The sequence below is a fragment of the Ruegeria sp. AH3 genome, from assembly GCF_056536265.1.
Genome location: NZ_JBQFJL010000003.1, coordinates 164633 through 190113 on the forward strand (window position 1 = coordinate 164633; position 25481 = coordinate 190113).

General features: G+C 54.1%; 27 protein-coding genes and 1 pseudogene. 15 read left to right on the forward strand and 13 right to left on the reverse strand.

The window, feature by feature from the left end; all coding sequences use genetic code 11:
* The first annotated feature begins 40 nt into the window (after window positions 1-40).
* Window positions 41-1216, forward strand: a complete 1176-nt coding sequence (locus ACR3EM_RS22165; RefSeq protein ID WP_480473236.1) for an alpha/beta hydrolase — start codon at window positions 41-43, stop codon at window positions 1214-1216.
* 347 nt (window positions 1217-1563) lie between these two features.
* On the opposite strand, the gene ACR3EM_RS22170 is transcribed toward ACR3EM_RS22165, so the two are convergent.
* Entirely contained in the window at window positions 1564-1887 is a 324-nt protein-coding gene (locus tag ACR3EM_RS22170; protein ID WP_480473238.1) for a hypothetical protein, read from the reverse strand.
* A gap of 35 nt (window positions 1888-1922) precedes the next feature.
* On the opposite strand from ACR3EM_RS22170, the pseudogene ACR3EM_RS22175 reads away from it, so the two are divergent.
* Window positions 1923-2108 (forward strand): annotated as a pseudogene (locus ACR3EM_RS22175) (integrase); the annotation flags it as partial.
* A gap of 246 nt (window positions 2109-2354) precedes the next feature.
* Here the strand turns inward: ACR3EM_RS22175 and speB are convergent.
* Both speB and ACR3EM_RS22185 read right to left on the reverse strand, forming a co-directional pair.
* Window positions 2355-3299: an agmatinase gene (speB, locus tag ACR3EM_RS22180; protein WP_480473240.1), complete on the reverse strand. Its 945-nt coding sequence runs from the start codon at window positions 3297-3299 to the stop codon at window positions 2355-2357.
* An 84-nt stretch (window positions 3300-3383) separates the two neighbouring features.
* Window positions 3384-4475: an extracellular solute-binding protein gene (locus tag ACR3EM_RS22185; protein ID WP_480473242.1), complete on the reverse strand. Its 1092-nt coding sequence runs from the start codon at window positions 4473-4475 to the stop codon at window positions 3384-3386.
* Window positions 4476-4647: 172 nt separating this feature from the next.
* Here ACR3EM_RS22185 and ACR3EM_RS22190 point away from each other — a divergent pair, with 172 nt between their 5' ends.
* Window positions 4648-5448: a helix-turn-helix transcriptional regulator gene (locus ACR3EM_RS22190; RefSeq protein ID WP_480473244.1), complete on the forward strand. Its 801-nt coding sequence runs from the start codon at window positions 4648-4650 to the stop codon at window positions 5446-5448.
* Window positions 5449-5742: 294 nt separating this feature from the next.
* On the opposite strand, the gene ACR3EM_RS22195 is transcribed toward ACR3EM_RS22190, so the two are convergent.
* The 4 genes from ACR3EM_RS22195 to ACR3EM_RS22210 are packed head-to-tail and all read right to left on the reverse strand — an operon-like array spanning window position 5743 to window position 8902.
* Window positions 5743-6540 (reverse strand): ABC transporter permease, encoded by a 798-nt coding sequence (locus tag ACR3EM_RS22195; protein ID WP_480473246.1) that lies wholly within the window; start codon window positions 6538-6540, stop codon window positions 5743-5745.
* Window positions 6537-7289 carry an ABC transporter permease gene (locus ACR3EM_RS22200; RefSeq protein WP_480473248.1) on the reverse strand — a complete coding sequence of 251 codons (753 nt, stop codon included), beginning with the start codon at window positions 7287-7289 and terminating at the stop codon, window positions 6537-6539. The genes ACR3EM_RS22195 and ACR3EM_RS22200 overlap by 4 nt, the downstream gene beginning before the upstream one ends.
* 9 nt (window positions 7290-7298) lie before the next feature.
* A complete protein-coding gene (locus tag ACR3EM_RS22205; protein WP_480473250.1) occupies window positions 7299-8063 on the reverse strand; it encodes a transporter substrate-binding domain-containing protein in 765 nt (254 codons plus the stop codon).
* Window positions 8064-8104: 41 nt separating this feature from the next.
* Window positions 8105-8902, reverse strand: coding sequence for an ABC transporter ATP-binding protein (locus tag ACR3EM_RS22210; RefSeq protein WP_480473252.1), 798 nt, complete (start codon window positions 8900-8902; stop codon window positions 8105-8107).
* Window positions 8903-8979: 77 nt separating this feature from the next.
* Here ACR3EM_RS22210 and ACR3EM_RS22215 point away from each other — a divergent pair, with 77 nt between their 5' ends.
* From ACR3EM_RS22215 to ACR3EM_RS22230, 4 genes are read left to right on the forward strand one after another with little or no spacing between them, the layout of a single operon-like run.
* The gene (locus ACR3EM_RS22215) at window positions 8980-9636 is read left to right on the forward strand and encodes a TetR/AcrR family transcriptional regulator (RefSeq protein ID WP_480473254.1); all 657 of its coding nucleotides are present in this window, start codon (window positions 8980-8982) and stop codon (window positions 9634-9636) included.
* Window positions 9633-10817 carry a pyridoxal phosphate-dependent aminotransferase gene (locus tag ACR3EM_RS22220; protein WP_480473256.1) on the forward strand — a complete coding sequence of 395 codons (1185 nt, stop codon included), beginning with the start codon at window positions 9633-9635 and terminating at the stop codon, window positions 10815-10817. The genes ACR3EM_RS22215 and ACR3EM_RS22220 overlap by 4 nt, the downstream gene beginning before the upstream one ends.
* The gene (locus ACR3EM_RS22225; protein WP_480473258.1) at window positions 10814-12418 is read left to right on the forward strand and encodes a 5-guanidino-2-oxopentanoate decarboxylase; all 1605 of its coding nucleotides are present in this window, start codon (window positions 10814-10816) and stop codon (window positions 12416-12418) included. Before ACR3EM_RS22220 ends, ACR3EM_RS22225 begins: the two co-directional genes overlap by 4 nt.
* A gap of 3 nt (window positions 12419-12421) precedes the next feature.
* Complete coding sequence (locus ACR3EM_RS22230; protein WP_480473260.1) at window positions 12422-13204, forward strand: dimethylarginine dimethylaminohydrolase family protein; 783 nt, start codon at window positions 12422-12424, stop codon at window positions 13202-13204.
* A 454-nt stretch (window positions 13205-13658) separates the two neighbouring features.
* Here ACR3EM_RS22230 and ACR3EM_RS22235 read toward each other — a convergent pair whose 3' ends face one another.
* Both ACR3EM_RS22235 and ACR3EM_RS22240 read right to left on the reverse strand, forming a co-directional pair.
* Window positions 13659-14072, reverse strand: a complete 414-nt coding sequence (locus ACR3EM_RS22235; RefSeq protein WP_170720362.1) for a VOC family protein — start codon at window positions 14070-14072, stop codon at window positions 13659-13661.
* Between the two features lie 182 nt (window positions 14073-14254).
* Complete coding sequence (locus ACR3EM_RS22240) at window positions 14255-14635, reverse strand: VOC family protein (RefSeq protein ID WP_170720367.1); 381 nt, start codon at window positions 14633-14635, stop codon at window positions 14255-14257.
* Window positions 14636-15254: 619 nt separating this feature from the next.
* Here ACR3EM_RS22240 and ACR3EM_RS22245 point away from each other — a divergent pair.
* From ACR3EM_RS22245 to ACR3EM_RS22255, 3 genes are all read left to right on the forward strand, one after another.
* The gene (locus ACR3EM_RS22245) at window positions 15255-16001 is read left to right on the forward strand and encodes a bestrophin-like domain (RefSeq protein ID WP_170720370.1); all 747 of its coding nucleotides are present in this window, start codon (window positions 15255-15257) and stop codon (window positions 15999-16001) included.
* Between the two features lie 116 nt (window positions 16002-16117).
* A complete protein-coding gene (locus ACR3EM_RS22250; protein WP_480473262.1) occupies window positions 16118-17251 on the forward strand; it encodes an alpha/beta hydrolase in 1134 nt (377 codons plus the stop codon).
* A gap of 97 nt (window positions 17252-17348) precedes the next feature.
* Window positions 17349-17663, forward strand: coding sequence for a hypothetical protein (locus tag ACR3EM_RS22255; protein WP_170720377.1), 315 nt, complete (start codon window positions 17349-17351; stop codon window positions 17661-17663).
* Between the two features lie 30 nt (window positions 17664-17693).
* On the opposite strand, the gene ACR3EM_RS22260 is transcribed toward ACR3EM_RS22255, so the two are convergent.
* From ACR3EM_RS22260 to ACR3EM_RS22270, 3 genes are all read right to left on the reverse strand, one after another.
* Complete coding sequence (locus ACR3EM_RS22260; RefSeq protein WP_170720380.1) at window positions 17694-18521, reverse strand: Clp protease/crotonase-like domain-containing protein; 828 nt, start codon at window positions 18519-18521, stop codon at window positions 17694-17696.
* A complete protein-coding gene (locus tag ACR3EM_RS22265; protein WP_480473264.1) occupies window positions 18518-18949 on the reverse strand; it encodes a lysozyme inhibitor LprI family protein in 432 nt (143 codons plus the stop codon). The genes ACR3EM_RS22260 and ACR3EM_RS22265 overlap by 4 nt, the downstream gene beginning before the upstream one ends.
* Window positions 18950-19201: 252 nt before the next feature.
* The gene (locus ACR3EM_RS22270; protein ID WP_170720383.1) at window positions 19202-19654 is read right to left on the reverse strand and encodes a MarR family transcriptional regulator; all 453 of its coding nucleotides are present in this window, start codon (window positions 19652-19654) and stop codon (window positions 19202-19204) included.
* Window positions 19655-19878: 224 nt separating this feature from the next.
* Here ACR3EM_RS22270 and ACR3EM_RS22275 point away from each other — a divergent pair, with 224 nt between their 5' ends.
* The 5 genes from ACR3EM_RS22275 to ACR3EM_RS22295 are packed head-to-tail and all read left to right on the forward strand — an operon-like array spanning window position 19879 to window position 22364.
* Complete coding sequence (locus tag ACR3EM_RS22275; RefSeq protein WP_170720387.1) at window positions 19879-20337, forward strand: VOC family protein; 459 nt, start codon at window positions 19879-19881, stop codon at window positions 20335-20337.
* A 15-nt stretch (window positions 20338-20352) separates the two neighbouring features.
* Entirely contained in the window at window positions 20353-20706 is a 354-nt protein-coding gene (locus ACR3EM_RS22280) for a DUF1428 domain-containing protein (protein ID WP_170720390.1), read from the forward strand.
* 42 nt (window positions 20707-20748) lie between these two features.
* Window positions 20749-21171 carry a hypothetical protein gene (locus ACR3EM_RS22285; protein ID WP_480473266.1) on the forward strand — a complete coding sequence of 141 codons (423 nt, stop codon included), beginning with the start codon at window positions 20749-20751 and terminating at the stop codon, window positions 21169-21171.
* 2 nt (window positions 21172-21173) lie between these two features.
* Window positions 21174-21857 (forward strand): IS6 family transposase, encoded by a 684-nt coding sequence (locus ACR3EM_RS22290; RefSeq protein ID WP_480473268.1) that lies wholly within the window; start codon window positions 21174-21176, stop codon window positions 21855-21857.
* Window positions 21858-21911: 54 nt separating this feature from the next.
* Window positions 21912-22364, forward strand: a complete 453-nt coding sequence (locus tag ACR3EM_RS22295; protein WP_480473270.1) for a type IV secretory system conjugative DNA transfer family protein — start codon at window positions 21912-21914, stop codon at window positions 22362-22364.
* 1537 nt (window positions 22365-23901) lie between these two features.
* Here ACR3EM_RS22295 and ACR3EM_RS22300 read toward each other — a convergent pair.
* On the reverse strand, window positions 23902-25446 hold the full coding sequence (locus ACR3EM_RS22300) for a ShlB/FhaC/HecB family hemolysin secretion/activation protein (protein ID WP_480473272.1): 1545 nt from the start codon (window positions 25444-25446) through the stop codon (window positions 23902-23904).
* Window positions 25447-25481: the final 35 nt, after the last annotated feature.

Below are 25481 nucleotides of genomic sequence, written 5' to 3' on the forward strand. Positions count from 1 at the left end.
GGCTGCCTGCGGGCCAAATATCTATGACGAAATTGAACTGATGCCTTCACCAACGGTCTATGCCGAGGCTGCTTTTGACCCTTACAAGGACATCACGGCAGACAACTTCGTGCAGCGTTCGCAGCTATTCTACGCCACAGATCGGCTGCCCGCGGTTCCCGGCGACCCACAAGCCTATTACAACAATGAGCGCGGTCACATTCTGCGTACCGGCATTGCCGAAGTGCAAAGCAACCCCCCATTGGCGACGTTGGAAAAGCTTCGCCACGTTACTATGACGCGCGACCGCGCTAAGGACTACACGCTCAGCTTGTCTGACGTACAAGAGATTGGTGTCATGCCATTCAGCGTCACGCGCTACATGAACGATCCACCTTCGCAACAGGAGATGAAGGCAGCTGGACTTCGGTTTGCCCAACGGATTGACGATCACCTTGCAGCCTCTCGCAACAAAGACATTTTCATCTATGTCCATGGCTACAATGTCGATTTTGATTACTCGACCCTTGTTTCCAAAGAGTTGCAGCACTTTCTGGGCTATCAGGGCGCCTTCATCAGCTACAACTGGCCCGCTACACCCAATCGCCTGGCGTATTTTCGGGATCAGGAATCTGCATTGGCGACGCGCCGCAATTTGCGGTCTCTTGTCGAATACCTGTCGGCAAACACCAACGCCCGGCGCATTCACCTTATAGGATACAGCGCAGGCTCAAGGCTCGCATTTGAAGCCGCCTATCAGATTGCTCTGCAGCCTCGGTCAAAGCCACGGCTGGGACGGCTGATCCTGATCAGCAGCGATCTTGATCGCAGCTACTTCTTGCAATCGATTGAAGACGGCCTTCTGGATGCCGTTACAGATGTGACACTCTATCAATCGCAGACTGATTCAGCGCTGGCGATGTCACGGTTGGTCTTCGGTCGCGACCGTCTGGGTCAGGTTTCCGATGAAGCAATAAATGGGTCTCTGTTTCAGCGCCGACTTTCTGAGATGAAAACCCTACATATCATCGACGTGACCGAGGCCGAAGCGGCCGATACAGGAAACGGGCATTGGTATTTCCGATCTTCGCCATGGGCCAGCAGTGACCTGTTCATTTCTCTGCTTACAGACCGAGATCCTCAAGCGCGCGGGCTTGTGCGTGCTCCGGGCGAAGCTGTCTGGAGTTTTCCACCGAACTATCCGCAGACACTAAAACGGTATCGAAATGGCAGCTAATACTGGGATTCCAACGGATGAGAACCATTTGAACCAGATTTTGATTGTGTTCTATGAGCCTGACAACGCACCTAGAGTGCCAGCGCAAAGCTGACGTTCGAGCAACGCGCAGCATCGGTTTAAGCGGGCTCGTCCCAGACCTCGGAGCAGATGCAACATAAGCCCCTACCCTGTTTTCCGCGACATACTCAACGGCCCATAAAAGACATTGGTCGCACCGTCAGGATGCCGCGTTTGCAAACTGCTTTCTGGACATTCACTGCGCGAGAGTAATTTGGTGCCTGGATAACACGCACCTTGCCGGACCAAAGCGGTCAGACATAAGGTGTGACCGAACGTCAGCTTTTTTATTGATCAAGCCTGAGGCGCGAAATCACTATCGTCGCAACGAGGAGAATAGAGCCGCCGACTGTGAATGGCGCACCAACGGAAAACAGACCGACCAGCAATGCGCCCACAAATGGTGCGGTCAGCAGCGCCAACGTATTTGCGGCTTCGCTCAGTGCCGTTACCGACCCCATCCGGTCGGGCGAAACAGTATTTTGCAAGATGATGCGCACCGGGATCACGGCCATGGCGGACGTCAGTCCCAAAACAAGGAAGAGCAATATGAATGCCTGAAGGGGCATGGATGCGCTCAAGAGATCAAAGATCCCGAGCGTCAGGAGCATGCCGCCCCCGACAAACGTGCCGAACGCGATCCACCTTGGACCCTACGTCTTATGGCACGCACTCTATGCGGCGGACCAAGGTGGCACACATCTACAGGAAGACCGGTAACCTGCGAGCTGTTCAGTTGCTCCTCGGTCATGCCAAGATGGACAGCACTGTCCGCTATCTCGGGGTCGAGATCGAAGACGCTCTGGCGATCTCTGAAAGCGTGGAAATCTAAAAAGTGGGCTGCCTGCAATGGCGGCCCAAAGTTAAAGTTTTTCGAAGTCACCCGCGCTGCGCCGCAGTTCCTTGTAGCGGACATGGACGTGCACGAAATCTATCATCTCCCAAAGAGAAACCGATTTACCGCAGCGCAGTCAAAGTTTCGACTATCTGTTTACGTCTTCTACCTTTTTCAATGGTCCGGTCTGTAAACGTAGGAATTATGAACGGCGGTTTCGCTCACAAGCCATCTCTCTATTTGCTATTTACGCGCCTTTGCAATTAGGCAAACCATATCAAGCAAGAGCGATGCCCCGGCCAAAGCTGTAATCTCAGCATGATCGTACGGAGGTGAGACTTCGACGAGATCGGCCCCGACAAGGTTGACCCCGTCGAGCTTTCGCACCAAAGACTGCCCTTGATAGGTAGACAGTCCTCCGCATACCGGCGTTCCGGTTCCGGGCGCGAATGCCGGATCAAGCGCGTCAATATCGAAGGTCAGGTAAGCAGGCCGGTCTCCTACGGTTTCTTTGATGCGCGCAACCGTTGCATCAATCCCGTTCTCGTGAACCCAATTTGCGTCGAGTACCGTGAACCCGTGGGTCTTTTCATTCAGCGTGCGCATGCCTACCTGTACTGACGTCTCAGAGGATATGATGCCTTCGACAGTGGCATGGTAGAACATTGAACCATGGTCGATCCGCTTTGGGTGTTCTTCCCATGTATCCGAATGGGCATCAATCTGGATCAGCGAGATAGGGCCGTGGCGTTCTGCCTGCGCCTTAAGGATCGGATAGGTGACCGAGTGATCTCCGCCCATCGTCAGAAGAAAGGCACCAAATTTCAGGATTTCCCGCGCTTGGTCCTGAATTTGCAGCGCAATCTGCTCTGGAAAGCCTGGGTCGATATCACAATCGCCGTAATCAACCATGTTCAGGGTTTCGAAGGGATCAAACCCCCAGGGCCAGGGCCCACCATCCCAGGCGAGGTTGGTCGATACAGCACGAATGGCACGTGGCCCGAACCTGCACCCCGGGCGATTGGTCACAGAGAGATCATAGGGAACGCCCCATGTAACCATATCCGCGCTCTTTAGATTGCGGGAGTATTGTCGCCGGAACAGACTTGTCGCTCCGCTAAAGGTCGGCTCATACCCCATGCCCATTTCGTTTTGCGCCAGAAAGGCGCGGTCGGTTGAAGTCACCATTATTGGCTCCGTTGATTTTGATGGTTGCTGCCCGAGTGTCGGGGAATTGCAGTTCTTTCCCGCCTTTGCCGGGCTTGGCAGGGTTCAGGTGCCGGATTTTACATTCGTCCAAAGACGGTTGCGATTGCGCAGCGTTTTCGCGCCGACACTCAGATCAGGGAAGAGTCGTCTAAATGTCGCCTCATCCGGGTAGATTCCCGGGTCGGTCAGAATGGCTTCCTCTACAAATGTATCTGCTGCGGAATTCGCATTCGCAAAATAGACGTAGTTGGACACTCCTGCGATGACATCAGGCCGCAGCATGTAGTCAATGAACCGATACGCTTCATCCGCCCGCGTAGAATCCACCGGAATGGACATGAGGTCGATCCACATCAACGTGCCTTCGCTTGGAATTGAATACAGAATTTCGACACCATTGCCGGACTCCATGGCACGGGCCTGAGCTATGCCGGCATCACCACTGTACATCACTGCCAAACAGGCATCTCCTCCGGGCAAATCTGTAGATGCTTTCTGGTTGTGAAAATAACGAATGGACGGTGTGACGGCCTCGAAGAGGTCCTGAACCCTGTCGAGATCGGCCGGGTCATCGGAGTACGGGTCAGCTCCGAGATAGTTCAGCGCCACCGAGACCATTTCTACCGGTGAGTCCAGCACGGCAATCCCACAGTCGGCAAGCTTGGCGGTGATCTGAGGATCAAAAAGAACGTCCCAGGATGTGATGACATCCGTGCCCAGCCGCTCTTTGATCATGGCCGGATTGTAGGCAAGCCCTACCGTGCCCCAAGTGTAAGGTACGCCCAATTGCCGGGCACCGGGCATACTTTCGAGCGACGCCAGAATTTTCGGATTGAGATTGTCGTAGTTGCTCAGGCGCGCTGGGTCGATCGGATGCAACGCCCCGGCCTGAAACTCTCGCTGCGCATTGGACGCGGCGGGGAAAACGACATCGTAACCTGACGCCCCTGTCAGCAGCTTGGTTTCCAGAACCTCGTTTGAATCGTAATAGTCCAGGCTGACATGTGTCCCGGTCTCCTTTTCGTAGTCCGAAATCGTCGTTTCGCCAAAGTAATCAGCCCAATTGTAGATTGAGAGGTCTTCGGCGGAAGCCGGAAAGGTAATCGCGAGGTTTGAGGCAATGGCAACAGCCGAAAGGCCAAAATGCGGTTTCATCGTATCTCCTCCTTGTTGCAGAATCTCGCCCTGAATTTTCACGCCCGGAGAGGCTTTGGTGACGAGGCACAGTCAGCACCCCGGGCGAGCGCTCTGACATCAACAATGGAATTGAATGGCCATCACTGTAAATTTGCGGTAGGATATATATCTTTAGTTATAGGAATTGGCTTTGTTACCAGACAGAGACGACATCTCGGCGGCCAAGTGGGATGAGACCTACGCAATCTTGTTGGAGCGGTTGGAAACAGACTTCTTCCCAACAGCTCTGAGGAAGATTCTGGAACTGCATGTCAATTTTGAAACGATGATCCTCACGCGGTATCAGGATCAAGCACCACCTGTCTCGCTTTATCACGATCTCGACGACGTGCAGGCGGCCATATCAATTCAGTTTTATGCAACCGGCCCATACCTGCTGGATCCGTTTTCGCAAGCGTGTAGATCGGGAAAAGAACCCGGCGCTTACCGTCTGGCCGATTTGGTCAATGAGGCGTTCTTTCGTTCAGAGTACTACCGCACCTTTTATCGCAAGGTTCGGATCAGCGACGAGTTGGGGGTGTTGATCAGACGAAACACCGGGGACTGGGTTGTAATATCCCTGTCGCGAGGCGCCCGTCAGCGCCGGTTTACCCCTGAGGATGTCGCGAAGATCAATTCCATCCATAAGACCCTGTCGGCCGCCGTGATCCGAAACTGGAACCTGAGTGGTGCCGAAGATCAACGGGAAGCCCTGAATCAGGTTGAGGAACGGTTGGCTGCGTTTGGGGCGGACAGGTTAAGCCCAAGAGAGGCCGAGGTCGTGCGCCTTGTTTTGCAAGGCCACTCAGCCGGCTCTGCTTCCGCATTTCTCGGGATCACCGAAGGTACAGTCAAAGTGCATCGCCACAACGCCTACTCCAAGCTAGGCGTCAGCTCGCAGGCAGAGTTGTTTTCCGCAGCCACACGATATCTGGCATCAAAGCAAACTTAGTCTTGGGAAGCTGACAGACTACAAAGTTATTCCGATTGCCGGAATCTGTTGAATTTGGCCCATTCCCGACATTGGGCATAACAATCATTTTCTGCGGTCGCAGCCCGCATTGCCGCCATTCGCTGCACAAGCAAAGTGAGGAGCCACTCGAACTCTCAGCCTAAAGGGCAAAGCTGACGTTCCATATGCAGTTTCGATTAACCACCTTGCTTGTCTTTTTGCAATTTCAATAATTCTGGTTAATTCTTTAAGAATTGTCTTTGGGCGTCAGCTCTTTCTCCGCTTCTATAGATACTATCCGAAGCTGCCATTCCTGCGTCCAGTACCAAGTACCTTAACTTCTAACCAGTGGAAGCCCAACGCGATCACACCCGCCACGAGAATGTAAAAAACCGCCAACAGGATGAGCGGTTCATAGATTATGAACGTGTCTGAACGCACCCGAGAAGATACTGCGTAGATATCGACAACGGTGATGGTCGCAACCAGTGGGGTTGCCTTCAATTGCAGGATGGTTTCACCACCCAGCGTTGGCAATACATTTCGAATTGCCTGCGGCAACCAGATACGGCGAAACATGGTTAGACGTGGCATGCCAAATGCCTTGGCTGCCTCAAGCTGGCCCTTGGCGACCCCTTTGAAGGCACCGCGCATCACCTCTCCTTCGTAGCCGGCATAGGACAACGTCAGCGCCAGTACTGCATAAGGCCAGGCCTGCCGCAAATAGGGCCACAACTCGGAAGAGCGTATCCAGGGGAACTGCGGAAACAAAGACCCAAGCCCATAATACAATAACCAGAGTTGCAGCAGCAGCGGTGTGCCGCGGATGATAGTGCAAAATGCCTTGGCAGGGGCGGCAAGATACCAAGGCCCAACCGCCTGTGCCAATCCAAGTGGAACGGCGAGTAGGAAACCCAAAACTACGGTGACCACCAACAGCCAGATTGTCGTCCAAATACCCTGAAGGGCGAGCGGCGCATATTTCGGGATCCAGTCCCACTGAAGAGAGACGGCGCACCAGACAACGATTCCAGCGAATATCAGCATCATCACAATGCGATGTGGTTGCATCAACGATCTGAAATCAATCATCTGCCCCCTCCTTTAAGGGAGGGTTGGCCGCGACGCGCCCATTTCTCAATCCGAGCGAAGATGCCGCCCGAACACAGCGTTACCATGAGATAAAGAAATCCCGCTGCCAGAAAGAAAGTAAAATAGGCGCGTGTACTGCTTGCAGCCTGGCGGGTTTCCAGTGTCAGCTCGTTGAAACCCACAACAGCGAGCAACGCGGTATCTTTGGTTGCAATCAGCCACAGGTTGGCAAGACCTGGCACGGCGAAGCTCATCATGGCCGGGATTGTCACGCGGCGCATGGTCATGAAGGCGGGCATACCGTAGGACTTGGCCGCTTCGATCTGACCGGGCGGAACCGCCTGAATCGCGCCGCGCAAAATCTCGGTCGCGTAAGCGCCCTGGACCACACCCAGCACCCATATGCCTGCGCCAACACCACTGACCTCAACCCGACCCCCGCCCATCGCGGCAGAGATTTTGTTTATGATGTCAGATCCCACGTAATACAGGATCAGGATCAGGACCAGCTCGGGCACGGCCCGGATCACCGTCGTGTAGATGGCGAGAAGATCGCGCGTGACCTTCCCGCCATAGAGTTTGCCATAAGCTCCGAACAATCCGATCACGAGACCGAGGGCGTAAGCGCCGAAAGCAATCTGCAATGAGTGGGACAATCCGCGCAGCAGATTGCCCCCCCATCCCGGTGGCGAGAGCGACAAAAGCTCTGCGCTCTGCGCCAATCCAAGTGAATCCAACAGTCCGTTCACGGCAGCGGCTTAGTAAATGCTGGCCGAGAAATAGTTCGAAGTGATCTTCTCGTGCGTGCCATCGGCAAGAATTGCGGCGATGCCTTTGTTCAGCGCCTCACGCAGGTCATCTTGCCCTTTGCGCACGCCAGCCCCGACGCCACGCCCCAGAATGGCGGGATCATCCTTCACGGCACCCTTGATTTCGCAACAGGCACCCGCATCCGAATTTACGAAGTCGGCCATGGCGATGCTGTCGGCCTGAGTTGCGTCAATACGGCCTGCGAACAGGTCCTGATTGGCCTCATCCTGAGTTTGATAGACGCGCAGTTCGGAATCCTTGAAGTATTCCTGTGCATAGGCCTGATGGATGGTCGAAGCCTGGATGCCAACAACTTTACCTGCCAGCGACTCTGGCGTCGCTTCGATATCCATCGATTTATCCGCAACTATGACGGCGGGTGTGTTGTAGTAAGGATCGCTGAAATCAATGGTTTTCAGCCGCTCTTCGGTGATCGACATCGAGGCCATGATGGCATCGATCTGCTGCCCGGTCAGCGACGGGATGATACCGTCCCAAGCCACCGGCGTGATAACACAGTCAAGTTCCGCTGCTGCGCAAACAGCATTGATGACATCGATCTCCCAGCCAACCCAGGTGCCTGAACTGTCCAGCGAAGCGAATGGCGGATAGGGTTCGGCCGCAATACCAATCTTGACCTCTTCAGCATTGGCGACACCAGCCGAAAAGATGGCGGCGGCAAGCCCCGATGCGAGTAGTTTCTTGACGTTCATTTTGTTACTCCCTTTTGGTTCATTCGTTTGTTTTGACTGAATCAAGCGACCGAGCTGAGGAATTGCTTCAACCGTTCTGATTTTGGGTTACCGAAAACCTCGGCAGGCGGACCTTGCTCTTCAATGCGGCCCTCGAAGAGATAGACAACGTGGCTGGCAACTTCGCGCGCGAACTTCATTTCGTGCGTGACCAGCAGCATGGTGCGGCCTTCGGCGGCCAGATCGCGGATCACGGTCAGAACCTCGCCCACAAGTTCGGGATCAAGCGCCGAAGTCGGCTCATCAAACAGCATGACCGACGGGTCCACCGCCAGCGCCCGCGCGATGGCGGCGCGCTGCTGCTGGCCGCCCGACAGATAGGCCGGATAGGTGTCGGCCTTATCGCCGAGGCCCACCCTTTTCAGCAATTCATGCGCCCGCGCGATGGCCTGAGCCTTAGGCACCTTCAGCACATGCACCGGGACCTCGATCACGTTTTCCAGAAGCGTGCGATGGGTCCACAGGTTGAACTGCTGAAAAACCATGGCCAGCCGGGTGCGGATACGTTCGATCTGTCGCCGGTTCGCGGGGTTGCCATCGGCGTGCATTTCAATCAGTTCACCCCCGATGGTGATCTTGCCCGAGCTCGGCGTTTCCAAGAAGTTGATACATCGCAGCATGGTGGATTTGCCAGAGCCTGATCCTCCGATGATGGCAACAACATCCCCTTTGTTAGCTGTCAGGGACACGCCCTTCAAAACCTCTAGCGAACCGAAGGATTTGTGCAGGTCTTCAACCTTAATCGCCTCATTGGACGCAGTTGCTTCGGGTGGGGATGTTGCTGCTTCGGCTGTGTCCATATCCAACAATCTTCTGATTTCCGCTTGCAGTAAGCCTCGAAAATCGCAATTATGCAAGTGTATAATAACACCCAGCCATGGATGAACCGGACGTGCAGGACCAAATCCGCAAGTTTACACGTGAGTCCGCCGAGTTTCGGCGCGAGGCGCTGATATTGGCGACTCTGAACCTGATAGCTGAGATGGGTGTTCGCGGGGCCACCGTACGAGAGATTGCAGCCCGCGCGAACGTGACCCAAGGGTTGATCCGCCATTATTTCTCTTCAAAGGAAGAACTGGTTCAGGCTGCGTATGAGCACCACATGAATACGCTGACCGATCAGACAGCGGCTTCGTCAGGAACGGGAAGCGCGGTATCTCAGTTGACAAACTTCGTTGACGCGTCGCTGCGACCACCGATCGTTGATCCAAGCGCCGTAGCCTTGTGGGCTGGCTTTCTGAACAAGGTGCAGAATGATCCGAAAATGCAAAGCATTCACCAACAGACCTATGACTATTTCCGGGGTCACCTTGAGGAGCTGATCGTTGCCGCATTGCAAGAAACCGGGCGCTCGGTCGCAGCGTCGGAGGCAACGCAACTGGCTATTGCCTGTAACGCGGTGATCGACGGCCTCTGGCTGGAAGGGGGTGCGCTTCCGGATGCCTTTTCCGAAGGACAACTGGCACAGATCGGACTGGACTCTGTCGGCGCTATTGTCGGGATTCCGTTGACGAAAGAGGTGGAGCAGCCATGAAAACCACATCAGTGACCGAAAGGTTAGCAGGCCTGGGTGGCGCCAAGTGGGGCGTACATCTAAAAGCCCGCGACCTTATCAAAGCCGGCGCGGATATCGTCGAGATGACGATTGGCGAACCGGATGTGCCTGTGCCCGATGTGTTGGTCGAGGCCACCGTGACCTCACTACGTGCGCAGCGGACAGGGTATTCCAACGGACGCGGTGAAGCTGGACTGCTCGACGCGCTTGCCGTGCGCTATTCAACCTCTCGCGGGCGGGCTTTTTCACTCGAGAACTTTCTCTGCTTTCCCGGGACACAAACCGCCCTGTTCACAGCGATGGCTGGAGTTGCTGAGGCAGGTGATGAAGTTCTGGTTGGTGACCCGATGTACGCAACATACGAAGGGGTCATACGCGCCTCGGGTGCGGAAATGGTTCCCGTTCCACTGCATCCAGAGCACGGGTTTCGCATGCAGGCCGGAGATATCGCGGCGCGGATCACGCCGCGCAGCCGCGCCATTCTTCTAACCACGCCCCATAACCCAACAGGTGCAATCCTGACTGCTACGGAAATTGCCGAAATCGGACAACTCGCGATAGCGCATGATTTGTGGATCATCTCGGACGAAGTTTATGAAGATCTGATCTTTGACGAGGCCGAATTTGCTTCACCATTGGCAGACCCGAAACTGGCGGATCGTGTCATAGGTGTATCATCCATCTCGAAATCACATGCTGCCCCAGGGTTTCGTAGCGGTTGGTGTGTCGGACCAGCAGCGTTTTGTGAAGCGCTGCTGCCGTATTCCGAAACAATGCTCTTTGGCAATCAGCCCTTCATCGCGGACATGACCGAAAAGGCAATCCGCGACGGGTCCGAGGTTGCGCCCGGCATGGCCGCTCGTTTCTCTGGCCGCGCCACCCTGCTGGCTGATCGTCTTGAAGCAGAAACGGATCTGACGGTTCATCGCCCAGAGGCGGGAATGTTCGCCCTCATCAACGTTTCTGCCACCGGGTTTGATGGCGAAGATTATGCGTGGGATCTGTTGCAGGCCGGGGTGGCTGTCATGCCAGGGTCCGCTTTTGGCAACGGTCTGAAAGACTGGGTCCGGGTCGCGCTGACGATTAGTGACGCCGATTTTGCCACAGCGGTTTCTCGCATCATTGATCACGCCAACAGCAAATCACGCGAGGTTGCATGAGCGGAATGACAATCGGTGAAGCTTTGGTTGCCAAGCTTCGCCAAAGAGATGTGACCTGCGTCTTCGGAATTCCGGGCGTTCACACGGTTGAGCTGTATCGCGGGCTTGCGGCCTCGGGCATTCGTCATGTTACGCCCAGGCACGAGCAGGGTGCCGGTTTCATGGCTGATGGCTATGCGCGTGTTTCGGGGAAACCAGGTGTGACCTTTGTGATCACTGGCCCCGGGTTGACCAATACGCTGACGCCCATGGCGCAGGCGCGCGCTGATTCAATTCCGATGTTGGTGGTCTCTGGTGTCAATAAAACCGCTTCACTTGGCAAGGGCTTGGGACATCTGCATGAATTGCCAGACCAACTGGGGCTGGCCAGAACAGTTGCGTTGGTGTCAGAACAAGTTGCTGACACCCAAGCGCTGGACCCGGTTTTGAACCGTGTTTTTCACAGCCTGACAGATGGTCGCCCGGGACCCGCGCATATCGAGATTCCATTGGATATCGCGGCTTCTGAGTATCAAGAAACGCCAGTTGAGGCATTCGACCCAAAGCCCTCGTTCAACCAAGCACAGATCACGAAGGCTGCGAAGCAACTGACTGAGGCAAAGGAAACTGTCATTCTGGCGGGTGGTGGCGCAAAACGTGCAGGGCCCGGTCTACGGGCATTGGCCGAAGCGCTGGATGCCCCCGTGGTGCAGACTGTAAATGCGCGCGGCTTGATACACGGGCATCCTCTGACCGTTCCAGCCAGCCCCAGTCTGAACGCGGTTCGTTCACTGATAGAAAGCGCCGATTGCGTACTAGCTTTGGGAACCGAGCTGGGGCCGACCGACTACGATATGTACGACACAGGCCAATTTGCTAAAATGCCGGGCCTTATCCGAGTTGATCGGTGCGCCAATCAACTGGCCCGTCATGACGCAACGCTTACCATTCTAGGTGACGTTGACTTGGTTGTGGGGGCTCTATCCGAAGCTTTACCGCATGAAGCAAAGCAAAACGGCGGAGCCGAACGAGCCAACAAAACACGCAAAGCCGCCTGGGAGGAGATTGGTGCGAGTTATCGCGATCAGGTAGAAATCCTGAATGCAATTCGCTCTACCGCGCCGAATGCGCTCATGGTCGGTGACTCAACTCAACCGATTTATGCGGGCAATCTTTTCTACGATCATGACCGCGCAGGTGGCTGGTTCAATTCAGCAACGGGATATGGTGCTCTCGGATATGGGATACCTGCAGCCATCGGCGCATCGATCGCCGATCCAACCGCACGGGTTATATGTATTACCGGCGACGGAGGCGCGCAGTTTTCATCGCCTGAGATCATGGCGGCGGTAGACGAAAAACTGCCGATTACCTTCGTGATCTGGAACAATCGCGGGTACCGGGAAATTGCCACGTCGATGCAGGATGTGGGCGTGACCGACATCGGATGTGAACCTTCGCCCCCCGATTTTGCTGCAATGGCAAAGTCCTTTGGTATTCCATTCACCACGGTTCCACCCGAACCGCAGACCATCGCGCAGGCGTTGCGCAAAACTGTCGCCCGGGGCGGGCCGGCAATGATCGAAGTCTCCGCTCCGCCATTCGAACCTCAGAAAGATTGAAACATGTCAGACCCAACCTTTGAATTTTCCCGCGCCATCACCCGACGCCCGGCCCCAACCATTGCCAGCGGATTGCGCGCAAAAGATATCGGCAACCCAGATTTCGACGGGATGGTGGCAGCGCATATGGCTTACGTGGCTGCCCTGAAAAGCACTGGGGCTGAGGTAATCGAACTTAAGCCCCTCGACGCATTCCCTGACGCGCAGTTTGTCGAAGATACGGCCCTTTGCCTTCCGCAAGGTGCTGTGCTGTTGCGACCCGGCGCGCCTTCGCGAATGGGTGAAGTGGCCGAAATGGCACCGACACTTCAAGCACGCTATGAAACGGTCTTCGAAATCAAAGGTCCGGGCCATATTGAAGGCGGAGATATCCTTGTGACTGGTCGCGAGATTCTCGTGGGTCGGTCTGACCGCACGGATGCAAATGGTGTCGCCGAACTCGCTAAGATCACCTCGGACTGGGGCCATAACTTGCGCGAAGTGTTCACCCCTGAAGGTGTATTGCACTTCAAGACAGATTGTTCCTTGATGGATGCCGAGACAATCCTGTCGACCCGTCGATTGGATGCATCGGGTTGCTTTGAAGGCTACCGGGTATTGTATGTAGCCGACGGCGAAGAAGCAGCCGCCAACGCAATCCGCTTCAACAATTTGGTGTTGATGGCCGCTGGCTTCCCGCGCACAGCAGAGATGTTGGATCAGGAAGGGTACTCGGTCGTTGAAATCGACAATACCGACTGTGCAAAGCTGGACGGTGGCATGTCATGTCTTTCGTTAAGGTTTTGAAGCGTTTGTCGCAGACTTTTGGCCATTGGGGTTCTTGAAGCTAATAAACAATTGAACCGTCCAAATTAGTTCCACTGACCAGACATCTGTTGATCACGCGGCAATCGACATATTGGGCTCATTCCGGACCTCGGCGCCATTGCAGCACAGTTCCCTGCTCCGCTGTCAGCTCATTGGGTAGAACCGGCCCAAAGCTGCCTTTGGACTGAGATCGATGATGCTGCGGTGCGGCCCGTCGAACCTGCCATTCGCTGCAAGAGCAAAATCTGAAAGCGAGTAAATTCACATTTTGCGGACAAACCTGCCATTGGATTGAAAGTTGCTGCGGTGTCGATCCTTGGAGCTATGGGCTCCCTCCGGACCTTCGTCGCCGGACTTTTAGGTGGACGTAGCGCGAGGCTTTTCGGCTGTGTATCAAATGTCCGGCTTTGTAGCTCGGTGATAAACTAATGTCTCAATCGCTTTCACCATCTTTGTGGCAGACGACCTCAAGCTTGATGCCGTGTGGGTCGAGCCAATAGGCCGCATAGTGCGTCCCGTATTGAGGAAACTCTTGGGGTGCGTTCAGAATATGTGACTTCCGCGAGAGTGCCCAATTGTACGCCTCACGCACGACCTCACGCGTTTCCACCGAAAAGGCTAAGTGCTGTAACCCCGTAGCATGGCGCGAATAGTGCCCATTGTCCCTCGCTTGGTAGAAGAACAGCTGCGTCCCGAGTTTTCCATCCGGTCCGTAGTTGAACTCCGGTTCGGTTTTGAACCACTCCTTGAAACCAAGGATCGGCATTAGATCGTCATAGTAGGCCTTCGCCGTCGCAAGATCCGGCACCGCGACACCGATATGATCTATGAACCCCGTTCTGGGCATGACTGCTCCACAGATTAATTAGTCTTGTGGCACTAACGTTGTGCCGTGATCAGCGAGCTGATTTTTTCTCTTGGATTCGACATCAAGGTTGTATTGGGCGTTTCACAAGATGCAAATGTCGAAAGGCTGGCGCTTGTTCCCGACCGTGGTTGCGTGGCTGCCAGTGTGTTGCACTCTGTTTGCTATGCCAGTCTGTTGCTAACCTCGACCAAATTGTCATCGGGGTCGCGGAAGTAGACAGACATCAGCTTTCCGACGGCGCCCAGTTTCTCAGAAGGCCCTTCGACGATAGTGACGTCATGCGCGCGAAGCTTCTCGGTGATTTCTTCGATTGGCGTATCTGTCAATAGGCAGAAATTGCCGCTTCCCGGAACAGTTTTCTTCGCCAGATTTGGTGCTGTGCCCGCATCTTGGAGACTGATTTTGTTTGAACCGAAATGTAGGGACCATTTGCCGGGGCGTTCCTCTCGCGGGGACATACCTAGCAGGTGTTGATAGAACTCAAGCGTTGCGTCGACGTCGCGAACGCAGAGCACGATGTGATCGAAGCCGTAGATGTTCATGGACAAAGCATAACGGAAAACAAAGAAACATCCGAGACGCAAGACCATGGAGATGATGGAGCAATGTCAGCCCGCCAACCTAGACACCCCGTCGGATATCAGGGACACATCGTCGTCCGCGAAGCGGTTTGAGACTTGGTCAGCGGAAACCATAAGGGCCAGCAGCCGCGTGCACGGCGCAAACAGGCCGGGCACACGACTGCATCTGACAGACGCTCGTATCAGCTCAAAATACCTTGCCATGCAGGAACCATCCACGCAGGACCTTCGCTACATTTGTACAATCTGCATGCACGACGTTCACGCACGCAATTTGCGAAGATCGTCCGGCACCCTCACGCATACGGGGTTTTGTTGCATTTTTTGAGGTACGATGTTGCCATTGTAACAGGAGTTTGCGGCTCCACACCCAAGCACACCATTGTTGCACTGACAATCTTGTTGATCTTAATCGGCGATTGGGTTTCAACTTTCCGGCAACAGTTCGCCTAAACTGGCAGTTGTACTGGAAGACGCTGCAGTTGAGACCAGTTTCCTTTTGGGTAGTACTACAAGTTGCATCTTCGTTTCAGCGTCGATGTATCATTCGACAAAAGGACCGGTGGGAGCAAGATACCGAATGCTGACAGCAGTATTGATCGTTCTCGCTACTATTTCTTCGGTTTACGGCGTTTACTTCCTTGCCCGGCTGGTACTGGGCTCGAACCCAAACCAAGAAACGCGAGACCTTGCAGCCTCAATTTTGTTCCGAATTGCCGCTTTGCACAGCCTGGTTCTTGCCTTGGTCTTTGCCTCCGAAGTAGTTGACTACCATCAATTGTCATTCGAAAGCGCCGTCGAAACCAACGCTGTGTCTGATGCGTATTACGACGCGATCAGATATGGTGAGGAAGAAACGGGGGCGATTCAAGCTGCGCTTCGCAATTATTTGTCGATTGCTGCTAACTCGGAATGGGAGAGCCTGGGAAAAACAGGAGATTTACTTGATTCAGGATGGGAAGCCTGGGGCATCGCCTACGATGCGGCACTAGAGCTTGATCCCCAGACCGCACGCCATGAGTCCATCCGAGACAACTTACTCGATAACCTTAGTCTCGTCTCTGACAGCCGCGATCTCAGAGAATATCAAGCAAAATCGTCCTTGAGCTCTCTGTTTTGGATTGCCGCAATATCCGGCGTTCTGCTCTTATCCATCGGGTATTTCCCATTCCCGCCGATTAGAGAGAACCTCATCCTGTTGGGGGCTTTTGCGACATATACCGGGTTTGTTCTGTTTACCACTTACGCTATGTCTAATCCCTATCGTATGCCGGCGGCCCTGGACCCTGTCTTATTTCATGATTTGGCACAGGAGCTTGGCAATTGAGGCTCCACATCTCTTGGGCTATGCCTACTTCAAACCTACGATCATATTGCCGTTCGTATGCACTATCCAGAAAACCAGCACTTGATAAAGTCAGAAGCAAGTTAGGTGCTTCTCGAGTGCGAAAGAGTATGATTGCGACGCATTTCTTTCGGAAACTACTTCCTGTGTTTTTCACGGCAACTATTTTGGTTGCCGCCTGTTCGCGTCCTCCTAACGTGATTGGTGTCGCCGATCCTGAAAGAAGCCCTGAGATGGAAACGCAGGTCTCTCGTCACGATATATTTATAGCCACAACACGTTCACCCTCGCCCGATACCGCTGAGCTTTTTTCGTCAGAAAGATCTGACAAGTTGGGATTGGCGGTTGTCACCGTGACGATCCCACCCAACCACCAGCCCGGTGAAATCACGCGCCCCCGGAGGCTCCCTCCGGACGCCAGCCGGGACTTTACGGTCGTTGATCCAATAGTGTTTCAGGATAGCTCGGGGTTTGTGGCAAAAATCAACAATGCACTCTCCGAAAGACCGCGAGAAAACAGAGACGTGTTGGTCTTTGTCCATGGCTACAACAATACACTGAGTGACGCGGTGCTACGCGTCGCACAATTCGTTGAAGATTCCGGATTTGAAGGCGTGCCGGTCTTGTTTTCCTGGGCATCAGCCGGTCAGGTTGCGAAATATGCCTATGACCTGAACAGCGTCCTTGCGGCTAGGCCGTTGTTGGAAGAGGCCTCCGGTCTGATCGTTCAAACAAATGCCTCCGGGTTCGATGTATTTGCACATTCCATGGGAACACTTTTGGTCACAGAAGTCATGGTCCAGTCGGACTTACAGGGATCGCTCGGCAGTTCAGGGCGTCTAAGGAACATCCTGTTTGCGGCGCCGGATATAGACGTGGACGTGTTCGCGTCTCAACTCAGCCAGATTACCAACAACCCTGGAAATCTTTATGTCCTCATTTCCGATGGCGACCCCGCATTGGGGCTCTCGCGCCAGGTTGCCGGGGGCATCGACCGCGTTGGAGATGCTGAGGTGGACGAACTGGCCGGACTTGGCATCACTGTTATTGATCTCAGCGACATCGATGATTCCAGGACCGGGTCGCATTCCAAGTTTGCGGGCTCACCCGAAGTGGTGCAACTCGTAGGACGCACATTGCAGCAGCATGGATATTCGGAAAAGCGGACCGACACCATTGTGCTGGATGCGTTGCAACTTATCCCGAACACGGTGGAAAACTTAAGCAACTAAGAGGCTCAAGCGACAGACAGCGCAGATTGGCAAGTCTGATTGGCACGGCGATGACCAAATGCGCCTCTGAGCAACACGCATTTTTGGAGGACTAACAGTGAAACGAGTACTGGCCCTGCTGCTCATAATCACGTCCGGGTGTGACGTTACTTCCGATGATCTGGCGCAGCCCGCCTATGTGATCGATGGTATCGCAGCAACTGTGCAACAAACCGGCGATGAAGCTGTTGTGACGCTTGATACAGAAAACCCCTCCGATTGGGACGGGCAACAGAAAATGGTGCAGCGGGCACTGGAGGCAGCAGGGGTTTTGACCGGGTGTTATGCATCACCAAAACCGGACCAGGAACTGGACGCTTATATCGCAGGAGCGCAGCCCGTTCGCATTGCCGTCGATCTCCAGTGTTTCTGAACGTTGTGGGCGATTGATTGAGTTCAATCGCTACTGCGTAGGAGCTTCTTCTGGATCTAGCGGCGCAACAAACACGTTTCGTATCACTTGCCGACTGGTCGCATAGTCTCCCTCACCCAGGTACTGAATCGGACCCAAACCAAGACGCTTCATGTCCTCCAAGGTATATGTCCAACCTGCTCGCCCACTTTGACGCCAAGCCTCAATATTGCCGGGACGAAGGCCATGCACAGTGAACTCGGCATCAATGCCGAGAGTTGCGAAGAATTCCGCTTCGTCTTGTCGCGAGGCGTTTGCCAACTCGATTTGCTGATCGACTGCCTGCTCAATGTCCGCGTCAGAGGCATCTTCTGGCAGGACTGGGAGGAGTGCCGCTCTAAGCGACTCTCGTTCGAGATCCTCGCCACTCTTTCCGGGAATACTCAAAGCGGTAACCTCGTATTGCGTTTCAGAGCCATGCCAACCCACGAAAGAGTCGGCACGAATGCTGCGAGATGTCCCTGCCGGAAAAACGTAGTTGGCGCAGGAAGAAAAGCAGATCGCATCAACGACAACCGACAGGCCTTGATCATAAATCCAGCGCCCGATGACACGACCAACGTGTGTATCGCCGCCCAGTGAGTTGATCACAAAACGCCTAGCAGCTGACGTGTCTTCCGTCGCAACGAAATCCAAGAAAACGTCCTGTGACGCAAGTGAGATTGCACCCGAATAGTGGATTGCATCTCCCTCAATCCATATCCGCGCCGGGTCATCTTCTGCAAACTCAGGAACAGGTACTTCGGCCAACGCGATACTTACGCCGATTGCAGCGACGATGGCCGCAGAAACGCTGAATTGGAGAAGACGCGGACTCATGGAAGGGAGTCCATTAGCTCAGCGATCCGTGACCGGGTCAACTCAACATGGCACGCGCCTTCAGCGATACCAGCCCCGGACCCACCACCGAACAATGCAGCACTATAGCTGCATTGTGTATCACGATAAGCAACCCAAGCCGTTTGCGCCGCTTCCAAGGCGGGCAGAGCAACATCGCGTTCGTTCACACGGTCCAACTCACTGGCTGCGTCTTGTGCAAAACCAATTGCCTCATCCAGCGCTTGATTGAGAATTCGGACTTGCGCATCGACGCAGGAGGCAATCTCAACTTGGCTGGAGACTTGTACACCGCACTCCATGGCCGTGTCTGCGGATATTGGCGACAGGGACGAAATTAACAATAATGAAGAAACGAATGCAGTTCTGATCATATACAGCTCCAACATTTGAGATTTTTCTGTTTCCAATGATTGCCACTCAAGTGTGCCTAAACAACCCATCTTGCGTTGGAAATCGAAGGTTTCACGACTTGGTTCCCAATCTTCTAGATGTGGATCGCCGAACTAGTAGCCCAAAGCGCTCACTCGACCCGGCTCTCAGTTACCGCGGATGCAGCCAGCCAAGTCGCCATTCGCCGCGACAAAAAAAATCGGAACCTTGGCGAACTTAAATTCTGCGGTATTAATCCGGCTTTGGGGTTTCTATTCCAGAAGTTCCATTTAGGTTTCCCCAAAAGACAGGGACAATAAGTCAGCCTTTAAAAGCTGCGTGTCGTCTCTTCCGAGTAGTGCATCAACGTCGTCATGGGTTTTTCGCCAGACAGGAACGGCCTGAACCAGTAGGTCACGGCCCGCGTCTGACAAACCGACGCGCCTGCTGCGTTTGTCGCTGCTGTCCGGTTGCATATTCAGAAGCCCCCGACGCTCTAATGGTTTCAAATTTGCAGTCAGGGTTGTGCGATCCATGGCCAGGAACTTCGCCAATTCGCCAAGTCTCGGTGCCCCCGGGCGATTCAACGCCATCAAAAGTGAGTACTGGCCGTGGGTCAAACCCAGCGGTCTCAGAGCGTCATCAAATCGCCTGGCAATTGCCCGTGCGGCACGCTGAAGGTGTAGACACAAGCACCGATCCCGAACCTCATGGGTAACTTCAATTGGCAAGTCGGATCTCATATTTTCCGTTTACGTTGACATCAACGTTTCTGTCAATATTGTGTTGTTTGTGGAACAGAGATTCTTGAGTTGGTGCGCGATGAGATTGCTCACCGATTATGCCTGACAAGGGATCAAGGCGCTTGAATCGGGCGGCCTCAGATCGCGTTCAACGGTGGTCAGGAATGGCAGTAGTATCTCGCTTCCAACTGGAACGGATACCCTTAGAAAACAGGAGTTGCATAATGCAAAAGGTCCGCACCTGCCTTTGGTTTGAGAGTGGCGGCGCGGATGCAGCGGCGTTTTACGTGTCATTGCTGCCTGATAGCCAGTTGGAAACCGTTCTAACGCCGGACGTGGAGGAGCCGTTGTTGGTGGACTTCACACTTGCAGGTGCTCCGTTTCAGATTCTGAATGGTGGTCCTCACTTTAAGCTGACCGAAGCGGCTTCGATCAGTGTGCTTGCAAAGGATCAGGGTGAAATCGACCGTCTCTGGGCGGCGCTGACCTCGGGTGGGGGTGAGGAAGCTCAGTGTGGTTGGCTCAAAGATCGTTGGGGCCTGTCCTGGCAAATCTACCCGCAAGTACTGCTTGATATGCAGGCTGCCAAAGACCAGGCCGCTGCAGAGCGAGCGCGCCAAGCGATGTACAAGATGAAGAAGATCGACATTTCCAAATTGGAAGCCGCATTTGCAGCATCATAAATCAAGGAGTTTGGTGTGACCTATATTACTGTTGCAGCCTATGCCGTCCCCACGGCGAACAAGGATGTCTTCATTGCACATTCCAAAGAAGTGACGCCTTTGTTCAAAAAGCATGGCGCACTCGCCGCCGTGGACGCTTGGGGCGATGATGTTCCGGACGGCAAAGTCACGTCATTCCCAATGGCTGTGAAGTGCGAACCGGATGAAACCGTCGCCTATTCGCACGTCATCTGGCCCGACAAGGAGACCCACGATGCAAACATGGAAAAGGTCATGTCCGAGATGCAGGCGTCTATGGAGAACAATCCAATGCCCTTTGATGGCAAACGCATGATTTTTGCGAGTTTCCAATCACTGGTCGAGGTCTAGCGGGCGGCAAGCAGCCTGTTCAGGCAACGTGGAGTGAAAGCAATGTCGTCCTCAGAAACAACAATTCTTATTGGCACAACAAAAGGCGCTTTTCTGCTTCGGCGCGATGGTGCGGAAGGTCCATGGATAGTTGATGGTCCGTACTGCGACGGCTGGCCCATCAATCATTTTACGAGCGATCCGGAAACGGGGACAATCTGGGCCGGCGGCGGCAGCGATTGGAATGGCGCAGGCGTCTGGCGCTCAGACGATGGCGGCAAAACGTGGAATGTCACGCGGCTCAGCAAAGGTGAATTGGACAATTGGGCTGCCAATGATCCAGATTTCGCCGAAATGATTGGTTGGATAGATGAACAGCTCCCGTTTGAAGACAAGTTTTGGATGTGTCGCAAACTTTGTACTGAGATTGACGAGCACCCAGGTTTCGAAGTCTGTTCCCGTCGAATAAATTTCGAACAGGTTTAAACATGATCTCACTTAAAGGCTGCCAATTTCCCAAGGATGCAGTTCTGTACGCTGTATATTTCTATTTGCGCTACACAGTGTCGTATCGTGATTTGGAAGAGATCATGGCCGAACGAGGCGTGCAGGTGGACCATGCCACTCTCAATAGGTGGGTTGTGAAGTATTCACCGATGATCGCCGTGAGCGCGCAATCGAAGAAGCGACCAACGCTGACTTCCTGGCGCATGGACGAAACCTATCTCCGTGTTCGCGGCAAATGGATGTACCTTTATCGTGCCGTGGACAAAGCTGGGAATACCCTTGATTTCATGCTGTCTGAGCGACGAAATCGTCCAGCAGCCACCAAGTTCTTTTCCAAAGCACTGTCGTCAAATGGGATCCCAAACAAAATCGTCATAGACAAAAGTGGTGCAAACGCAGCTGGCATTCGAGAAGTGAACAGTATCCTGAAGCGGTTCGGCTGCCTAACCAAAGTACAGACGATCAGGTCCAAATATTTGAACAACATGATCGAACAGGATCATCGCTTTATCAAACGTCGCGTACGGCACATGTGTGGGTCCAAATCGTTCAAATCCGCATCAGCTACTTTGGACGGCATCGAAGTCGCAAACATGATCCGAAAGCAGCAATTCCCTAACACTATCACGTCGGGCTTTCGGCTGTTTGCCGAGATCGCAGGATAACTGCGTCTAGCATATCACTGGCCTTTGCCGTTCTAAAAGTTTGCGACACATCCTGTGTCCAGGTCCATCGGGGACAAAACGGTCATGAGCAAGTCGAAGTCTCGAGCACTCGGCAAGATGGAAATGGGCAGCATATCGGAACGCGAGGAAGGCATTCGCCTGCTCCGGCCGGAACACGTTGGCCGATTGCCAGAGAATGAGGTTGTGCTGATCCGCGAAGGAAAGATGCCGGTCATTGCAAACAAGATCCGTTACTTCGAAGATCCGTATTTCATGCAGTTCCTTGGTGGCGATGCTCCCCAAATCAAAGGAACACACCGGGATCTCGCTGAAAAACAGGCCAAAGACACAGCGAAGTCTCTGGCTGAAGCAAAACCGGCCCCTGCCCCGATGAGAAAGGTTTCGGAGAGCGATCGGGCTGTCAAAGCCGCGTTTGATGCGCAACGGGCTGAGGCAAAATCCAAAGCGATGACGGCAAAGCAGTTGGCGATGGGGAAGCTAGCTTAAAAGATACCTGGTTTGCGTGTGAGAGGTTTACTTGCGTTGGAGACGATCAATGTCGGGTCTGCGCAGAAAGCTGACTTTGCAAAGTTGCCGTTCAACGTTTCGCTTGCCCGACCTGACCGTCCCAGATGGTCGGAGGCTCTTCTTGGAAGTGCGGCACTTTAGATTGTTGTCCTAATTGAGGCAAATTTAGGTACAGAGCATTTTTGGGCTACGTCAGCCAACGTAAACGCCAGGGAATATGGGCAATACGAAATCCAATTATCCAGATGACAATTGACGAACTATTGGTCGACTAATCTCATTGTCCGAGCAAAACCTACCATGCGAGCTTCAGCGCTGCTTTCGTTTGACCGAAATAATGCATCCAGAATGTTTTGGATGCCTTGCAGGCACATCCCGTGCCATTGCGTCCACGTTTCCCAGGTGCCGTAACGCTCCGTTGTTCAGCAACACGCCTCGCCCAGCATCATAACGGCGCTGTCCAAATCCGCTGGCAACGCATTCCCAGTCTTCCTTGGCCGCCGCGTTGCGGAATCTCGGTAGGTCGTGCGGGTCATGTCGTCCAGGTGTTGCTGCGACGTGATCGTGTTTCTTCGCATTGCTTTGGTGCGTTAGATGGTGGGTCACTTGTGTTGTGCCAGGTTGCTGGACAGTACCGGTTGTCGGCCTCGGCTTAGGGCGCATGATTGTCACGACGCCTTGTGGCTTCGGATGCCCTGGGACTGCCACGTGAGTTGCCGTCGGTTTTGGTGTCAACTGTGGAACCTGGCCAGGAACCGCCGTGGGAACCTGATTGGGGGTTGCGGTTGGGACAAGCGGTGGTGTCGCCGTAGTACCGCTGGGTTGCGGAACACGGCCGGGCACTGCGACCGGAATCTGGTTTGGTGTTGCAGTTGGGACGAGCGGTGGCACAGCAGTTTGTCCAGTGGGCTGAGGTGGGACCTGACCAGGAACTGCGACTGGTATTTGGTTTGGTGTTGCGGTGGGCACAAGTGGCGGCACCGCTGTTGGGCCGGTGGGTTGAGGCGGAACCTGGCCAGGGACAGCTATCGGCACTTGATTAGGAGTCGCAGTCGGAACTTGCGGCGGCACATTAGCCAATGGCGGAACCTGATTGGGAACGGCTGTCGGAACCCGGTTTGGTGTCGGATTTGGCACTAAGGGCGGAGCTAAGGTAGGCGCTACGACGGGCGTTGGAACTTGACCCGGAACTGCTATTGGCGTTGCGATAGGAACGCGACCCGGAATTGCATTCGGGACCGCGACCGGCGCAAGGACAGGCACAGCAACGGATGTGGGCGTTTGCGGCGTTCCCCTTGGTGGCAACTGATTTGCCACCGGCTGCGTTGGACCGGTAATTTGATTGCCTACCCCTTGCCCACCGGCCTGCCCACATCCTTGGCTCGACTGGTGCGGATTCCCTACGCCACGGCACCACCCGAAATGATGTCCCTGTGCGACGACCTGCGTAGCGGCCAGTTCTGCAAACAAACAAGCTGCGGCAATTAAAGCAATGCGGTTCCGTTTCATAACATCCTCACCAACTTGTTGTTAGAGCAAGATACGCGCCAGGATCGCCAGAGTCAGTCAACGGACCGTCTCTCAAAGGGACACCGACATATCCGGACAGGAATAAGTTTTGCTTAAACTCAATGTCCAAACCCAGACCTGTCGAGGCCAGTGTAGCATTATCAACTTCAAAACTCGCTGGGTCATTGTTCGAGATGTAGCCCACGTCGAAAAAGACAAAAGGCGTTAAGCGATGAATGCTTTGGGAACTTGGAAAGTAAGAGTGAGACACTTCGAAAATCGCGGAAATCCCGGAATCACCATCCACTTCGTCAAACCGATATCCACGCAAAGCATAACGATCACCAAGGAAGTACTCCTCGACCGAGGGCAGCCGGTCGGTTGTGTACTGCCCCCAAATCTCAGTGCGCCAAGCTGTGTTGGGCGACAAGCTCGTTAGCGGGCTTTCGTACCCGATGCCGCCCCGCAGATGCCAGAACGAAGAGTCTCCGTCGTCAAAATTCGCGTCTGTCGTGTCATTGTCATTGTCGCCAAAAGACAAGGTTAGCCCCGCTTCCAGAGCTTGTCCTTTTGGATAGTTTTGCCCGTAAAGATACGTAAGGCCAACGACACTCGCGTCACTGGACAATGGAACGCCACCACTGACTGAGTCCGCTTCGGAAAGGCGATAATCTAACAGAAGATACCCATAGCGGGCCACGTCGCGGATCACGGGGTAACCCAACGCGACGGTGAAGTTCTCGCCATCAACATCTGTTCTTGCAAAATCACCCGAGAGGTCACGTTTTGCGTTTATGTTCCCGTAGAAAATCTCACCGTACAGACCATTGCTGTTCAGCGGCGTGCGATAGGTAACAGCGCCCCACAATGAGTGTTCGTCGTCTTTGTCCCAATTGTAGTTGCCTGACCCCTCAAATCGCAGCAAATCCCCGACGGTCAGCGTCGAATAAAACTCTTGTACGACATAGAAACTGAGCGCTTCTCCAAGCTCACGCGGAGGGTTGTCGAGTGTCGCACTGCCGGCTTGTTTTCGCAAAGGCTCTCCCAATACCCTCAGCCGAGCACCAGCCTGATCCGGGTAATCAAGTTCGGTCGACACGTCCAAGTCGGGTATGTCCTCGGCTAGCATAACCGCCCGCTCAAATCGTTTGAGAGTTATTGGATATGCGGTGGTGAGGGGCTGAAAAATCTTCTCTAGTGTTTTGAACGTGCGAGTATCTACGCCTTCAATTTCGATGGTTTGAATGCGCCCTTCATCAACAACTATGCTCTGCCCATCGGGACCAGGCCACGCCTCAGCCAAGAAGTAGCCGTCTTCTCGGTAGATCTGAGTGATCGTTGATGCGACCTCCACCGCTGTAATGCGCCCTGATCGATCAAAGGCCAACTGACCGGCAAAAGTTAACAGCTCATCCGCATCATACACCGTTACGCCGCTGACCGAGTGCTGGGATGCGATGTCCCAGGTTTGGGCAATGCTACTTCTTGGAACTGATGCAGTGGCCACAAGAGTGCAAATGATCGCAAAAACAACTGATCTGAATACGCGCATTTTTGACAACCTTAAAGTGACTGAGCATGTTGAAG